A 14,403-nucleotide genomic window follows, 5' to 3' on the forward strand; every position below is an offset into this window, starting at 1 on the left:
TCACTCACGGTCGCACGGCCGAAAGGCGCCCTTGCGGATGGCGGTCGATCGCCCGAATACTCCCCCACAGCGCTTGTCAGGGGCATTGCGTGTCCGGAATCCGGGCGTCCCCCCTGGCTGCGCCTCACGGGCCCCGACCCCACGCGGGCCCCCGACGTCCCCTGGGAGGGAACGACAAGTGAGGATCAAGCGCACGACCCCCCGCAGCGGTATCTCGAGACGGACCCGGCTGATCGCCGTGGGCACCGGCTTCCTGGCCGCGGCAGCGTTCGCCGTCCCCACCGCGAGCGCGAGTGACGTCCACACCTTCAGCGCAACCCAGTTGAAGGCCGTGAACAGCTCCGTCCTGAAGGCCGACGTACCCGGCACCGCCTGGGCCGTCGACAGCAAGACCGGCCGTGTCGTCGTCACCGCCGACGCCACGGTCTCCAACGCAGAGATCGCCAAGATCAAGCGGCAGGCGGGTGCCAACTCCGGCGCGCTCACCATCAAGCGCACCCCCGGCACCTTCAAGAAGCTGATCAGCGGCGGCGACGCCATCTACGGCGGCTCCTACCGCTGCTCGCTCGGCTTCAACGTGCACAGCGGCAGCACCTACTACTTCCTGACCGCCGGGCACTGCGGTGAGGTGGCCTCCACCTGGTACAGCAACTCCAGTCACAGCACGGTCCTGGGCACCAACGTCGGCTACAGCTTCCCGGGCAACGACTTCGCGCTGGTGAGGTACACCAACAGCTCGATCGCGCACCCGAGCGCGGTCGGCAGCCAGACCATCTCCAGCGCCGCCACGCCGAGCGTCGGGACCACGGTGTACCGCCGCGGTTCGACCACCGGCACGCACAGCGGCCGCGTCACCGCGCTCAACGCCACCGTCAACTACGGCAGCGGTGACATCGTCTCCGGTCTGATCCAGACCACGGTCTGCGCCGAGGGCGGCGACAGCGGCGGCCCGCTCTACGGCGGCTCCGTGGCCTACGGTCTGACCTCCGGCGGCAGCGGCGACTGCACCTCCGGCGGTACGACCTTCTTCCAGCCGGTCACCGAGGCGCTGAGCTACTACGGCGTGAGCATCGGCTGACGATCCGCCCGGATCGGCTCCCGGCACCGGGCCCCCGTACGCGACCGCGTGCGGGGGCTCCCTTCTGGCCGATGCCCCCCACGTGGACGTGCGCTCAGCGCATTCGGCGGCCGACAGGGTGCCGTCCGCATCGCGGAGCGTGCGCTGCTCGAGGCCGGCCGTCTCCAGGCCCAGGCCCCTTCGGGGGTCCGGCGACAGCAGCGTGGACGGAGGAGCCGGCCGCGTGGCGCAGACCCTGGTGAGTGTCTGCGGCTGGTCGCCCTCTGCCTTGCGGCACACGGGGATTTCTTGACTGGCCGCGGGTGTGCCGAGATGGACCGCATCGCACATGAGTGTGGGCTCGCTCCTGCCGCTCTTCCTCTCCTGGAGAGCTGACGGTGACCGAACAGAGAACGCCTTCCGTTACGGAAAGTGACGTTCGTTCGACAAGTCGTTGTTGGTCCGCCTTGCCTTGAGTCGCTGAATCACCGCGCTGTGGAGGCGTCTTCTTCCAACTGCTCCGTCCTGCTGGGGAGCTGACGGGGCGGTGCCTGCTTTAACGCTTTGCACCTCTCTCAAGAATCGCTGATGTGTTCGAATGTGGGTCGCTGACCGGCGCTGATGGGGTTAGAGTAATCGAACGCGAGTACGATGAATATATCGGGCGTATGGCTGAAAAGGGGTGGAGGGATGGAGGTGCGGCATGGAGGGTTTCGCCCACGTGCACGTCGCGTCCGGTTACTCCGCCCGCTACGGCGCATCCCATCCCGAGCAGCTCGTCCGGCGGGCGGCCGAGCGGGGTATGTCCGCGCTCGCGCTCACCGACCGCGACACGGTGACCGGTGCCGTGCGGTTCGCCCAGGCCTGCGCGAAGGACGGGGTCCGGCCGCTCTTGGGTGTCGACCTGGCAGTGGAGGCCATCGCGCCCCCGCCGCCCGGTCGACGCCGCCGTACCCCGGCACGCGGCGGCGTGCACGTCGTCGAGCCGCCGCTGCGGTTCGTGCTGCTCGCACAGAACCGGGAGGGCTGGGCGCGGCTGTGCCGCATCACCTCGGCCGCCCATGTCGGCGCCCTGTCCGGTACGCCGCCGGTGGTGCCCTGGGAGGCGCTGCGCGAGTACGGCGGCCCCGGCCTGACCGTGCTGCTCGGGCCGCTCTCAGAACCGGTGCAGGCGCTATCGGTGGGCCGCGAGGACGTCGCGATGAAGCTGCTGGCCCCCTGGAAGGAGATCTTCGGGAGGGGAGTCCGATTGGAAACCGTTGCGCAGAAACGTTCCGGCGTCGGTCCGGGATCCCTGCGCCTGGCCGCCCGCACCCTCGCGCTGGCCGACCGCACCCGCACCACCGCCGTGCTCTCCAACGCCGTCCGCTACGCCGACCCCGACCAGCACCGCCTCGCCGACGTCCTGGACGCCGCCCGGCTGCTGAGGCCAATCGACCGGCGCCACCTGGACAGCGGACAGCGCTGGCTCAAGGACGAGCGAGGAATGGAGACCGTCGCGCGGATGATCGCCGAATGCGCCGGAGGGGACATCCGTCGGACCCGCCGTCTGATGGCGGACACCGCCGCCACGGCGGCCGCGTGCACCGTCGATCCTGCCGCGGACCTCGGGCTCGGCGCCCGGCACTTCCCGGAACCGGCGCTCTTCGGCGCCGACCCCAGAGCGGGCGGAGCCGCACAACTGCTGCGCCGGCAGTGCGAGGAGGGGCTGGTCAGGCGTGACCTGGACCGTGACCGGACGGCACTCGACCGGCTGGAGCAGGAGCTCGCCGTGATCTCCGAGCTGAACTACGACTCGTACTTCCTCGCCGTCGGCCAGGTCGTCGCCGACATCCGCGCCAAGGGCATCCGGGTCGCGGCCCGCGGCTCCGGCGCCGGATCGATGGTCTGCCACGTGCTGGGCATCGCCACCGCCAACCCGCTCGACCACCGTCTGCTGTTCGAACGCTTCCTCAGCGTTCGCCGGGCCTCACTGCCCGACATCGACATCGACGTGGAATCGGCCCGACGGCTCGAGTGTTACGACGCCATCTTCGAACGCTTCGGCAAGGAACGGGTTGCGGTCACCGCGATGCCCGAGACCTACCGTGCCCGCCGCGCCCTGCGCGACACCGGCCTCGCACTCGGCATCGCGCCCGCGGACGTCGACCGGATCGCCAAGAGCTTCCCGCACCTGCGGGCCAGTGACATCACCGGCGCACTCGCCGAACTGCCCGAGTTGCGGCAGCTGGCCGCCGAAGCGCACCGGTACGGGCCGCTGTGGGAGCTCGCCGAAGGCCTCGACTCCTTGGTCCACGGCATGGCCATGCACCCCTGCGGCGTGGTCATCAGCGACGCCACCCTCCTGGACCGGCTGCCGGTGCAGCCCACGCCGCAGGGCGACTATCCCATGGCTATGGCTGCAAAAGAGGAGATCGAGGCGCTGGGCAACATCAAGCTCGACGTCCTGGGCGTGCGGATGCAGTCCGCGATGGCCCATGCCGTCGCCGAGATCGAACGGACCGTCGGCAACCGCATCGACCTCGACGACCCCCGGCAGGTGCCGCTCGACGACGTCTTCGCGTTCAAGCTCATCCAGGACAGCCGCACCTTGGGCCTGTTCCAGCTGGAGTCGCCCGGGCAGCAGGATCTCCTGTCCCGGCTGCAGCCGCGCGATGTGCAGGATGTCATCGCCGACATCAGCCTCTTCCGTCCCGGGCCGGTCGCCGGGGGCATGCCCGAGCGCTACATCGCCGCCCGGCACGGCGGCACGCCGTCGTACGCGCACCCGGACTTGAAGCCGGTGCTCGCCGACACCTACGGCGTGACCATCTGGCACGAGCAGATCATCGAGACCCTGCGGGTGATGACCGGCTGCGACCGGGCCTTCGGAGAGATCACCCGACGGGCCCTCGGCGACAAGGAGCAACTGCCCAGGATCAAGGAGTGGTTCCTCGAGCGGACACGCGCGCGCGGCTACAGCGCGGCCGTGCGGGACGAGGTCTGGAAGACCATCGAGGCCTTCGGCGCATACGGCTTCTGCCGTGCCCACGCGGTTGCCTTCGCCGTACCGGCACTGCAGAGCGCCTGGCTCAAGGCGCACTTTCCAGCATTTTTGCTGGCTGGCTTGCTTGAACACGACCCCGGGATGTGGCCCAAGCGTGTCCTGGTCGCCGACGCCCGCCGGGGCGGCGTACAGGTCCTGCCCGTCGACATCAACCACTCCCAGGTGAGGCACACCGTGGAAAAGGCCGACGGGGACCAGTGGGGCGTACGGCTTGCCCTGTCCGCGGTGCACGGCATCAGCGAGGACGAGTGCGCTCGGATCGAGGAGGGACAGCCGTACGGATCGCTGTCGGACTTCTGGCAGCGGGCCCGTCCCCGCAGGCCCATCGCCGAACGCCTCGCGGAGATCGGCGCCCTGAACTGCCTGCACGACGGCCGCCTCACCCGACGTGATCTGCTGCTCCAGATCGCCGAGTTGCATCGCCAGTCCCGCACCCGGTCCGCGCACGAGGGCCAGCTGCCCATCGTGGCGGGCGTAGTCGGCGGTGCGGAGCCGAGCGGGTTGCCGGAGATGACCGGACGCGAAGCCCTCAGCGCCGAGCTGAGCACCCTCGGCATCGACGTCTCCAAACACCTGATGGAGCACCATCACCGGCTGCTGCGGGAGATCGGCGCGACCGACGCCGCCCACCTGGCCGGGATGCGCGCCGGTCAGCAGGTCCTCGTCGCCGGGGTACGGGCGTCCACCCAGACCCCGCCGATCGCGAGCGGCCGGCGGATCATCTTCGTCACCCTGGAGGACGGCTCCGGCCTGGTCGACCTGGCCTTCTTCGAGGACTCCCACCCGGCCTGCGCGCACACCGTCTTCCACAGCGGGCTGCTGCTGGTGCGTGGCACGGTCCAGGTGCGCGGCACCCGCCGTACCGTCGTCGGAACCATGGCCTGGGACCTGGACGAGATCGCCGCCGCCCGCCGCGACAACGGCCCCGAAGCCGCCCTCGCCCTCCTCGGCGCCAGCCGCCCGCACCCGACCCCCGCCCAACCGCAGCGCACCCTCGCCAACGGCACCACCGGCGCCCGCCTCCACCCCTACGCCGACCTCCAGCCCGCCGGCACCCGCTCGGCCGACCTGAAGAAGTTCGGCCATCGCAGTCCGGGGAGCGCGGGATGAGTACACGGCAGCGGCACATCGCCCACCTCCACCTGCATTCCTCGCTGACCGAGGCCCAGTACGGCGACGTAATCGAACTGATGTCTGGTGTCACTCCTCATGTCCAGGCCGTACCGCCCAACGCCGTTCAACTGGATCTGACTTCGGCGCTCCGGTACTTCGACCTGTCCCCCTACGACGTGGTCCAACTGGCGAAGATGAGGCTGAAGGCTTTCTACGACATTGAAAGCAGCGCCGGGCTTGCGAGCAACCGCATGCTGGCGGCCATGGCGGCCGACGCGTCGGCGCCGGGAGACACCATCTGGGTCCCTGCCAGTCACGTCACCGACTGGCTGTATCCGCGGCCGGTCACCGCGCTGCCCGGGATCGGCCGCACCACCGCAGAGACGCTCAGCAGGTACGGACTGCACACCATCGGCCAGCTCACCGACCTGCCTGCGACAACCCTGCAACGACTCCTCGGCGCCGGCCAGGCGCGGTTGCTGGCCGAGCGAGCCCGCGGCCACGACCCCCGTCCGGTCGTCCCCGCGGAGCCGGCGGCGCACCTGACCGCCGATCTCGTGCTGGAGCAGGACTGCCTCGACCCGGCACAACACCACCGCGCGGTACTGGGACTTGCCGACCGGATCGGCCAACGGCTGCGGGAGGAAAGCCAGATCGCGAGCCGGATCACCCTCACGGTGCGGTACGCCGACCGCAGCTCGAGCACGCGCACGCGTGCGCTGCCCGAACCCACCCACCACACACCTGCCCTCGCCGCGGACGCGCTGAGCCTGCTGACCGGTCTCGGACTGCAGCGAGCGAGAGTACGCGCTTTCGTGATCCGCGCAGACAACCTGCTGCCGGCCAACAGGGCTTACCACCAGCTCTCTTTGGACCCCGGCGATGCCCGCGCCCGAGCGGTTGAAGCCGCCGCAGACCGCGCCCGTCGACGCTTCGGACCAGAGTCTGTACTGCCGGCCGCTCTGGCGAACTGACTGCCAAAGACAAGGTCGTCAGGGCCCTCGGCGCGAGGGTTGTTCTTCTTCATACCAAACTCAACTGCCGCCGAGGGCCCGTCAGTTACGGCCGCAGGCGTGTGGTTACGGGCGTGCGGTGAACCGTCCCTCGGGCCGTTTGCGCAGCCAGCCGCGGTCGGCAAGCCCTTAGGGCTGATCTCCGTCACCGGCCCGGGAACGGAACGGCCTCTTGGCGCGCACGCGCGCGGCACCGCTGCGGCGACTCCCCGATAACGCGCTTGAACGCCGTGCTGAACGCGCTCGCCGCCGAGCTGGGCCAGCAGCATGCGCCACCGGCCCAGGTAGGTGAGCGGCGGTACACCGGCAGCCTCGCGAAACTGCTCCACGAATGTGGTCCGGGACATCGCGGCGGCGCGCGCCAACTCCTCCAGCCCCCACGCGTGTTCGGGGCGGCCGTGGAGCAGGTCGACGGCGGGGCGCAGGCGCTCGTCGACGAGCAGGCGCAACCAGCCGGAGGGCAGAAGGGTCTGGTCGACGTAGCAGCGCAGCACCTCCAGCAGGAGCAGTTGGCTGTACTGCCGGATCGCGAAGGCCGAGCCGGGCCGGTCGTCGGTGGCCTCGTCGAAGAGCCGCAGCACGGCGGTGAGCAGCCGGTCCCCGTCTCCGGCGGCGGAGGACCGGATGTGGGCCACCGGAGGAAGCGACTCCAGCAGGAGCGTTCGCCCGGCCTCATTCACGCTGACGGCCCCGCCGATCACGACGTCGTCGACAGCCGGGTCCGAGCCCGCGAAGCGGGCGGTGGAGAAGTCCGACTCCGGCTGGACCTCGTGGCGCGGTGCCTCGCCGGCCTCGAAGACCACTCACGAGCGCCCGGTGAGGATTGCCACGTCTGCCGCCACGAGGGCGATCGGTTGAAGGTCTGCGACCGCTTGCTCAACAGGCTCGGCAGTCTCGTCTTTGTTGAGCGCCGTCCGGCTTCTGCCGATCTCGCTGCCTTGATGTGAGCCAGGGTGGTCGGGGTGCTGGTGCTCGGGTCCTCGGTCGTGCGATGAGGCTGCGGTGGAGTCAGCCCAGCACTCCTGCGAGGGCGCGGATGAGTACGGTGGCGAACCGGTCGTGGGAGGTGTGTTCGGGCTGGGTGGCGGCGAGCGTTGCGGCGATGCGGGGGTGGGTGCCGGCGGTGGCCGCGTGACGCAGGTAGGAGGACTGGCGCTGGGCACCGGGGTCTGCGGCAGCCAGTTCATTCTGGACGAACAGCGCGGTCAGCGCGTTCAGTACGGCGAATGCCTCGAGTTTGTGGGCGGGCTCGGCCGGATGGTCGGCGAGTACGTCGAGTAGGTGCTCAAGCAGGTCGATCCCGTGCGGGCCGAGGGTAGGGCGCGTGACGACCAGGATCGGCAGCCAGGGGTGGCGTCGCATGATCCGTCGGGCCTGGTGAGCGATCTCCAGAAGGTCCGCCTGCCAGTCGCCGCTTGGGGCAGGCAGGTGGTATTCGCCGGCGGTGCTGTCGATCATCAGGTCGAGCAGGTCGTCGCGGGTGGTCACATAGCGGTAGAGCGAGGCGGCACCGGTGCCAAGGGTCGCGGCGAGGCGGCGCATGGAGACGGCATCCAGGCCCTCCCGGTCGGCCAGTTCCACTGCGGCGGCGGTGATTTCGGCGCGACTGCGCTCGGCCGGGCGTCCGACCGGTGCCTGTTCCGGCCGCAGCCAGATCACTGGTTCTTGCTGTCGCGCCACTGTCACCTCCCGCGTTGCCGCCACTCTACCGTTATGAGTACGGTGTTCGCGAACGATGTTTGCGATCGACCAGAGGGAGTCGCAATGCCGCGCTTCGCGTACAACGACGAAATCCAGATCGCCTACGAAGACCTCGGCGGATCGGGCGGCGACCCCCTGCTGCTGGTGATGGGACTGGGAACCTCACGATTCTGGTGGCCGGACGGACTGGTGGAGGAACTGGTCCACCGCGGCTTCCACGTCGTGGCCTACGACCACCGCGACGCCGGCCAATCCACGCACCTGCCCGACCGGCGTGAGGGCCCACCGGTCGTAGCCCTACTGCGCCACGCGCCCCCGGCCTACAGCGCCGAGGACCTGACCGACGATGCGGTCGCCGTTCTCAACACACTCGGCTGGGAGCGCGCCCACCTCTTTGGCCACTCCATGGGCGGGCTCGTGGCGCAGCGCATCGCGATCCGCCATCCACAACGCGTGCACACCCTCACCACGTCCTCGGCCGTGCCCAGCGACGTCAAGGGACTGCGTGTCCTGCGCTACCTGCGCTTGGCACCCCTGGCCCGCTTCGCCAGGTTGCACTACCCCGACACCCCGCAGGGCAACCTGGCCCTGGCCCTGGCCGTCGCCCACATCCTGGCCACGCCCGGCCAGCACATCGACGAGTACGACGTGCGGGAGTTCGTGAACAAAGAAGCCGCGCACCAGGTCGCCAGCTTCCGCGACCAGAAAGCACAGAGCCGCCAGATCGGTGCGAAGTGGCACGGCGGCCCGCTCGCCAGGATCACCGCACCGACCCTGGTGCTGCACGGATTGCGAGACCCGCTGCTGCGCGTGTCTGCCGCACGCGACATCGCCGCTGCCGTCCCCGGCGCCCGCCTGCGCACCCTTCCAGGCGTCGGGCACTTCCTCGTGGGCGACATCTGGGCCACTTACGCCGACGAACTGCGTGCGCTCGCCGACCACGTCAACGACCAGCCACCCACCCTCTGTGAAGACTGAAGATCATGCGGTGACTGCGGGTCACAGGGTAGACCCTGCCCGCTGGCAGGAGGTGTTCGATGTACTGATGGGCCGGATAGCGGGCCGGTTCGCGCGGATCGAACCCCGGCGCCGGGTCCGGGACTTGGTGCTGGGCTGCTGTCGGACCTGCCGCGCAAGAACTGCTGGAGCATCTGCACGACGAGGGTGCGGTGCTGGTGGTCGACGAGACCGGGGACGTGAAGAAGGGCACGGACACCGTCGGTGTCCAGCGCCGGTACACCGGCACCGCCGGGAGGATCGAAAACGCCCAGGTCGCCGTCTGCCTCGTCTACGCAGGCCGCCGCGGACACACGGCGGTGGACCGTGAACTGTACGTTCCGCGCTCGTGGACATGCGACCCGGACCGCTGCCGGGCTGCGGGCCTGGGCGAGGACACAGTCTTCGCGACCAAGCCGGAGCTGGCCGCCCGCATGATCGGCCGGTTCCTCGACGCCGGGCACCCTCGTACGGCCTGGACAGCGTCGGCAGGATCGCCGCCGCGCCGCTCGGCACACTGCAACGCATCCTGGGCGTCACCGCCGGCCGCAACCTCCACGAGGCGGCCCGCGGTCTCGACCCGACGCCAGTGGTTCCCTCGGCCCCGCCCCGCTCGCTGAGCGTCGAACACCGCTTCGCCCAGGACGAGTTGGACCGGGACCGGCAGCGTGCTGCCCTGCTGGCACTCACCGACCGTCTCGGCCTGCGACTGTGTGGCGAGTCCCAGGCGGCCTGCGCCCTCACTCTCACCGTCCGCTACGCGGACCGCTCGACGACGACGCGCACCCGCAAGCTGCCCGAACCCACGGCCCACACGCGCTCTCTGACGGCACCCGCCTACGACCTCCACGACCGACTGGCTCTTCAGCGTGCCCGCGTCCGCACCCTCTCCCTGCGGGCGGAGAACCTGATCGCCGCCGATCGCGCCCGAGAGCGGTTCGGTGCGGAGGCGGTGCAACCGGCAGGAGCCGCGGCGATCCATGTCGCGTGATCGGCGACTTACCAGCGACTGACCCTGGCCGTGCGGTTACTGGAAAGTTTTACTGACGCGTAACTTCACGCTTTCACTACTCCTCCGTAACTTGATGGATGAACAGCATCCTCGTGATCCGGATCACAGGGCGTAAGGCCGTCGCACCTCCCTTGAGCCGCAAGGAGATCACACGATGCTGCCCTGGAAGCGAGTGCTCAGACCCCTGACCGCGCTGCTCCTCGCCGCCGCCCTCGCCACCGTCCCCGCCGCCACCGCCCATGCGTCCGGTGCCCCCAGCACCGGCTGGAACGACTACTCGTGCCACCCGTCGGCCGCCCACCCCCGGCCCGTGATCCTGGTCCACGGCACCCTCGGCAACTCCGTCGACAACTGGCTGTCCCTCGCCCCGTACCTGGAGGACCGCGGCTACTGCGTCTTCTCCCTCGACTACGGCCAACTGAACGGCGTCCCCGTCTTCTACGGCCTCGGCCCCATCGCCGCGTCGGCGCAGCAGCTCTCCGCCTTCGTCGACAAGGTGCTCACCGCCACCGGCGCCGCCAAGGCCGACCTCGTCGGCCACTCCCAGGGCGGCATGATGCCCCGCTACTACCTGAGGTTCCTCGGCGGTGCCGCCAGGGTGAACGCCCTCGTCGGCCTCGCCCCCGACAACCACGGCGCCACCCTCAGCGGCCTCACCAACCTGCTGCCGTACTTCCCCGGCGCCTCGGACCTGATCAAGGCCACCACCCCCGGCCTCGCCGACCAGATCCCCGGCTCCGCCTTCCTCACCCAGCTCAACGCGGGCGGCGACACCGTCCCCGGGGTGCACTACACGGTCATCGCCACCAAGTACGACGAGGTGGCCACGCCCTGGCAGAGCCAGTACCTGAGCGGCTCCGACGTCACCAACGTCCTGCTCCAGGACCTGTGCCCGCTGGATCTCTCCGAACACGTGGCGATCGGCCTCTTCGACCGGATCGCCTTCCACGAGGTGGCCAACGCGCTCGACCCGGCCCACGCCACCGCCACCACCTGCGCGTCGGCGCTGAGCTGAGCCACAGCCCGGCCGCACCCCGCCGGGGCCTGTCCGACCTGAGCCGCCGGTCAGGCCCCGGAGTCGTGGGCGATCGGGGAACCACCCCAGGAAACCGTGGAATCGCCTGCCGGCAGCGGGTGACGGAGATCCTTATGGTCGCCTTAAGGAAGCGCTCAGACTCCGCTGAGGTGGTAAACGTTCAGCTCATGCCGAACAACGACATCCGGCCCGCCCGGGCCGCCGACGCACCCGCCGTGAAGGCCGTGACCGATCTGGCGTACCACCCCTATGTCGCGCGGATCGGAGTGGTGCCGCAGCCCATGGAGGCGGACCACGCGGCGGACGTGGCCGCAGGGCGGGTCTTCGTCGTCGGGGAGCCGGTGATCGGGCTCGTCGTCATCGAGACACACGTGGACCACCTGTTCCTCGAGAGCATCGCCGTCCACCCCGACGCGCACGGCAGGGGTGTGGGACGGCGGCTGCTGGAGTTCGTGGACGCACGTGCGCGTGTGCTCGGCCTGCCCGAGGTGAGGCTCTACACGAACGCGATGATGTGGGAGAACCGGGAGATCTACCCGAAGTACGGGTACGAGGTGGTCGGGCGGCGCCTGGACGGACCGTACGACCGCATTCACTACCGCAAGCGGCTGGAGTGAGGGGCGCGCGGAAACGCGCGGTCAGCCGTCCGGCCACCAGGTGCGCGCGATGTCCTTCCGCACCTCCGGGCGTCCGGCGGGGCGCTCGTCGGCCTCCTCGCGGATCCGGCGGCTGTCCGTCCTCTTCAGGGGCTTCTGCACGGTGGTGCGGCGCATAACTGCCTCCTTCAGTGCCTACCGAGTTCCGCGTTGTCACGGAGGTAGACCCTTTTGGCGAGAGTTCCTCATCGGTGCCGGTCTGTCAGTGGTCGCTGTCACACGGATCGAGTGTCAGTGGCGGGTGTCACTCTTGGGGCATGACGAACGAGAGTGACCGAACCCTTGCCGTGCGTATCGACTGGGATGCCGAAGCCGCCCGGTTCGACGACGAGCCTGATCACGGCCTGGGTGCGCCCGAGGTGCGGGCGGCCTGGGCCGAGCGGCTGCGCAGCTGGCTGCCCGGACGTCCCGCCGACGTCCTCGACCTCGGCTGCGGCACCGGCAGCCTCTCCCTGCTCGCCGCGGAGCAGGGACACCGGGTCACCGGCGTGGACAGCTCCCCGGAGATGGTGGCGCGGGCCCGCGCCAAGCTCGCCGGCCGTGACGCGGCGTTCCTGCTGGGTGACGCCGCGGCACCACCGGTGGGCGAGCGGCTCTTCGACACCGTGCTCGTACGCCATGTGCTCTGGGCCCTGCCCGACCCCGCGCGCGTCCTGCGGCACTGGCGCGCGCTGCTGCGCCCCGCGGGGCGCTTCGTGCTGGTGGAGGGCGTGTGGGGGGAGGCGACCCCGGTCGGCATACCCGCCGACCGGCTCACCGGCCTCCTCGCACCGCTGGCCGCGGACGTACGCGTGGAGCGGCTGTCGGAGGCCACGGTCCTGTGGGGCAAGGAGGTGAGCGACGAGCGCTACGCGGTGGTGGCGACGGTGTGACAGGTCACGGCGACAGCAGGGCGGTGAAGTCCGGACCCTGGGCCAGGGCCTCCAGCGCGTCGAGTGCGGCCGCGGCCGCCGACGCGGCCGCCGGGTCCCGCTCCGCCAGCCCGCTCTCGGCGAACTCGTCCTCGTCCAGACGGCGTACGTCCGTGCCGTCGGCCGAGCGCCACAGGTCCAGGTCGAGGTCCTCGACGACCAGCCGGCCGCCACTGAGCGTCGCCGGCCGGGTGACGTCGCAGTACCAGCCCTTCAGCGCGCCGTCGGCGGCGCGGACCTCCTTCACCGCGTACCAGCGGTCCCGCCAGTAGAACTCGGTGAAGACGTCGCCCTGCTCGAAGCGGACGAAGCCGAAGTCGCGGGCCACGTCACCGGCCCAGGGGGCGCGCACGGTGATCCGGGTGCCGTCGTCGTGGAGCAGCTCCGCCGGATAACGGATCTTCGTGCGGCCCGCCTTGACCAGCACGACGTCCACCACCGCCGTCGGCTCAGCCGAGTTCCCTGACATACCTGACCTCCGTCGCGCAGATGTCGTACCCGAACCACTTGTTGATCGCCAGCATCGGCCCGTTGCCGCTGTCGTTGCCCGTGAACGCCTCGGTGCAGCCGGCCGCGCGGGCCCGGTGCAGGGAGGCGTTCTTGGCGAGTTTGGCGAGGCCCCGGCCCCGGAACGCCCGGGCCGTACCCGTCATGACGGTGCCGTACCGGGTGCCGCCGTCGGTGCGGGCCGCACTGAACGCCGCGGGGCGGCCGTCCACCAGGACGACCGAGGTCAGCTCCGGGCTGAACAGCGGGTGCCGCCAGGTCTCGTCCAGCCAGGCCTCGTAGTCGGTGAACTCGGTCCCGATGTCGCTCGGTTCGTCCCGCATCGTCTCCGCGTCGAGGTCGAACAGCGGGCGCGGGTCGTCGGCGAAGTCGGCGCCGGTGCGCAGTTCGACACCCGGGGGCGGGGTCCGCAGCGGGGGGAGCGCGCCGTGCGCGAGGTCGAGACGGAGGAAGTGCGCCGAGCGGCTCCGGGTGTAGCCGCGCCGCTCGGCGAAGGCGCGGTGGGACGGGGTGTCCAGCACCCAGGCGTACGACGTGGTCGCGCCCGCCGCCGACAGATGTTCCTCCGCCGTACGGGCGAGGAGGGTGCCGGCGCCCCGGCCGGTGCGCTCCGGATGCACGTACACGTTGGCGAAGCCCTGGCCGGGTTCCGTGCTCTCGTGGGCGAGCCCGACCTGGGCCGTGCCGATGATCTCGCCGTCCTGCTCGGCGAGCAGCTGCCGGAAGCGGGCGTCCGGGTGCGTGCGCGTCAGGTCGTGGACCACGGACTCGGGGGTGAACAGCATGAAGGGGAGGGCCAGACGCCGGACCCGGACGAAGCCCTCGGCGTCGGAGCGGACGTCGGGGCGCAGGTCGCGCACGATCACTGTCATGAGCCGCACGCTATGCCGGACGGGTGCGGGGCGCCTCTTGTTTTCCCGGCGGGTGCGGGAGAATCGGGCCGTGACCTTGAAGATCCGCATCGATGACAGCGCGCCGCCGTACGAGCAGGTGCGGGCGCAGATTTCCGAGCAGGCGCGGGGCGGGGTGCTGCCGGTGGGGTACCGGCTGCCGACGGTGCGGGGGCTGGCCGAGTCGCTGGGGCTGGCGGTGAACACGGTGGCCAAGGCGTACCGGGCGCTGGAGACGGACGGGGTGATCGAGACCCGGGGGCGCAACGGGACGTTCGTCGCGGCGGCGGGGTCGGCGGCGCAACGCGAGGCGTCGGCCGCCGCACAGGCCTACGCCGACCGGGCCCGGCGACTGGGCCTGCCCGAGGACGAGGCGCTGGCCGTGGTGCGCGACGCCCTGCGGGCGGCTTACGGGGAGTAGGGGACGGCAAGGCCCGGCACCGCCGGATTCCCCCGTCGTGGCTG

12 protein-coding genes and 3 pseudogenes are annotated in these 14,403 nt (G+C 70.6%); 10 read left to right on the top strand and 5 right to left on the bottom strand.

The window, feature by feature from the left end:
* Positions 1-178: 178 nt before the first annotated feature.
* The 3 genes from AB0G52_RS00240 to AB0G52_RS00250 all read left to right on the top strand — a co-directional run bounded on the left by AB0G52_RS00240 (position 179) and on the right by AB0G52_RS00250 (position 6,190).
* A complete protein-coding gene (locus AB0G52_RS00240) occupies positions 179-1,078 on the top strand; it encodes a trypsin-like serine protease (protein ID WP_132889038.1) in 900 nt (299 codons plus the stop codon).
* A 682-nt stretch (positions 1,079-1,760) separates the two neighbouring features.
* Complete coding sequence (gene dnaE / locus AB0G52_RS00245) at positions 1,761-5,213, top strand: DNA polymerase III subunit alpha (protein WP_132889039.1); 3,453 nt, start codon at positions 1,761-1,763, stop codon at positions 5,211-5,213.
* The gene (locus tag AB0G52_RS00250; protein WP_132889040.1) at positions 5,210-6,190 is read left to right on the top strand and encodes an ImpB/MucB/SamB family protein; all 981 of its coding nucleotides are present in this window, start codon (positions 5,210-5,212) and stop codon (positions 6,188-6,190) included. The genes dnaE and AB0G52_RS00250 overlap by 4 nt, the downstream gene beginning before the upstream one ends.
* A 572-nt stretch (positions 6,191-6,762) precedes the next feature.
* Here the strand turns inward: AB0G52_RS00250 and AB0G52_RS00255 are convergent.
* A pseudogene (locus tag AB0G52_RS00255) lies at positions 6,763-7,032 on the bottom strand (cupin domain-containing protein); the annotation flags it as partial.
* Positions 7,033-7,237: 205 nt separating this feature from the next.
* Positions 7,238-7,888 carry a TetR/AcrR family transcriptional regulator gene (locus tag AB0G52_RS00260; RefSeq protein ID WP_361332407.1) on the bottom strand — a complete coding sequence of 217 codons (651 nt, stop codon included), beginning with the start codon at positions 7,886-7,888 and terminating at the stop codon, positions 7,238-7,240.
* A gap of 105 nt (positions 7,889-7,993) precedes the next feature.
* Here AB0G52_RS00260 and AB0G52_RS00265 point away from each other — a divergent pair, with 105 nt between their 5' ends.
* The 5 genes and pseudogenes from AB0G52_RS00265 to AB0G52_RS00285 all read left to right on the top strand — a co-directional run bounded on the left by AB0G52_RS00265 (position 7,994) and on the right by AB0G52_RS00285 (position 11,591).
* Positions 7,994-8,908 (top strand): alpha/beta fold hydrolase, encoded by a 915-nt coding sequence (locus tag AB0G52_RS00265; RefSeq protein WP_361332410.1) that lies wholly within the window; start codon positions 7,994-7,996, stop codon positions 8,906-8,908.
* A gap of 67 nt (positions 8,909-8,975) precedes the next feature.
* Positions 8,976-9,411 (top strand): annotated as a pseudogene (locus AB0G52_RS00270) (transposase); the annotation flags it as partial.
* A pseudogene (locus AB0G52_RS00275) lies at positions 9,393-9,917 on the top strand (hypothetical protein); the annotation flags it as partial. The pseudogenes AB0G52_RS00270 and AB0G52_RS00275, both read left to right, overlap by 19 nt.
* 175 nt (positions 9,918-10,092) lie before the next feature.
* Positions 10,093-10,953: an alpha/beta fold hydrolase gene (locus tag AB0G52_RS00280; protein WP_361332413.1), complete on the top strand. Its 861-nt coding sequence runs from the start codon at positions 10,093-10,095 to the stop codon at positions 10,951-10,953.
* A gap of 188 nt (positions 10,954-11,141) precedes the next feature.
* Positions 11,142-11,591, top strand: a complete 450-nt coding sequence (locus AB0G52_RS00285; RefSeq protein WP_132889042.1) for a GNAT family N-acetyltransferase — start codon at positions 11,142-11,144, stop codon at positions 11,589-11,591.
* 21 nt (positions 11,592-11,612) lie between these two features.
* Here AB0G52_RS00285 and AB0G52_RS00290 read toward each other — a convergent pair whose 3' ends face one another.
* Complete coding sequence (locus AB0G52_RS00290) at positions 11,613-11,747, bottom strand: hypothetical protein (RefSeq protein ID WP_089102986.1); 135 nt, start codon at positions 11,745-11,747, stop codon at positions 11,613-11,615.
* A gap of 140 nt (positions 11,748-11,887) precedes the next feature.
* Here AB0G52_RS00290 and AB0G52_RS00295 point away from each other — a divergent pair, with 140 nt between their 5' ends.
* On the top strand, positions 11,888-12,502 hold the full coding sequence (locus AB0G52_RS00295; protein ID WP_132889043.1) for a class I SAM-dependent methyltransferase: 615 nt from the start codon (positions 11,888-11,890) through the stop codon (positions 12,500-12,502).
* 4 nt (positions 12,503-12,506) lie between these two features.
* On the opposite strand, the gene AB0G52_RS00300 is transcribed toward AB0G52_RS00295, so the two are convergent.
* Positions 12,507-13,010: a DUF402 domain-containing protein gene (locus tag AB0G52_RS00300; protein ID WP_132889044.1), complete on the bottom strand. Its 504-nt coding sequence runs from the start codon at positions 13,008-13,010 to the stop codon at positions 12,507-12,509.
* Positions 12,991-13,920 (bottom strand): GNAT family N-acetyltransferase, encoded by a 930-nt coding sequence (locus AB0G52_RS00305; protein WP_132889045.1) that lies wholly within the window; start codon positions 13,918-13,920, stop codon positions 12,991-12,993. The genes AB0G52_RS00300 and AB0G52_RS00305 overlap by 20 nt, the downstream gene beginning before the upstream one ends.
* Positions 13,921-13,990: 70 nt before the next feature.
* Here AB0G52_RS00305 and AB0G52_RS00310 point away from each other — a divergent pair, with 70 nt between their 5' ends.
* The gene (locus AB0G52_RS00310) at positions 13,991-14,359 is read left to right on the top strand and encodes a GntR family transcriptional regulator (RefSeq protein WP_165939368.1); all 369 of its coding nucleotides are present in this window, start codon (positions 13,991-13,993) and stop codon (positions 14,357-14,359) included.
* Positions 14,360-14,403: the final 44 nt, after the last annotated feature.

The organism is Streptomyces sp. NPDC021562 (genome assembly GCF_040640875.1).
Classification (GTDB): domain Bacteria; phylum Actinomycetota; class Actinomycetes; order Streptomycetales; family Streptomycetaceae; genus Streptomyces.

Excerpts from the sequence above, each read along its gene's own strand:
- AB0G52_RS00280 (WP_361332413.1), top strand. The coding sequence starts at position 10,093 with ATGCTGCCCTGGAAGCGAGTGCTCAGACCCCTGACCGCGCTGCTCCTC.
- AB0G52_RS00285 (WP_132889042.1), top strand. The coding sequence starts at position 11,142 with ATGCCGAACAACGACATCCGGCCCGCCCGGGCCGCCGACGCACCCGCC.
- AB0G52_RS00250 (WP_132889040.1), top strand. The coding sequence starts at position 5,210 with ATGAGTACACGGCAGCGGCACATCGCCCACCTCCACCTGCATTCCTCG.
- dnaE (WP_132889039.1), top strand. The coding sequence starts at position 1,761 with ATGGAGGGTTTCGCCCACGTGCACGTCGCGTCCGGTTACTCCGCCCGC.
- AB0G52_RS00305 (WP_132889045.1), bottom strand. The coding sequence starts at position 13,920 with ATGACAGTGATCGTGCGCGACCTGCGCCCCGACGTCCGCTCCGACGCC.
- AB0G52_RS00295 (WP_132889043.1), top strand. The coding sequence starts at position 11,888 with ATGACGAACGAGAGTGACCGAACCCTTGCCGTGCGTATCGACTGGGAT.
- AB0G52_RS00290 (WP_089102986.1), bottom strand. The coding sequence starts at position 11,747 with ATGCGCCGCACCACCGTGCAGAAGCCCCTGAAGAGGACGGACAGCCGC.
- AB0G52_RS00265 (WP_361332410.1), top strand. The coding sequence starts at position 7,994 with ATGCCGCGCTTCGCGTACAACGACGAAATCCAGATCGCCTACGAAGAC.
- AB0G52_RS00300 (WP_132889044.1), bottom strand. The coding sequence starts at position 13,010 with ATGTCAGGGAACTCGGCTGAGCCGACGGCGGTGGTGGACGTCGTGCTG.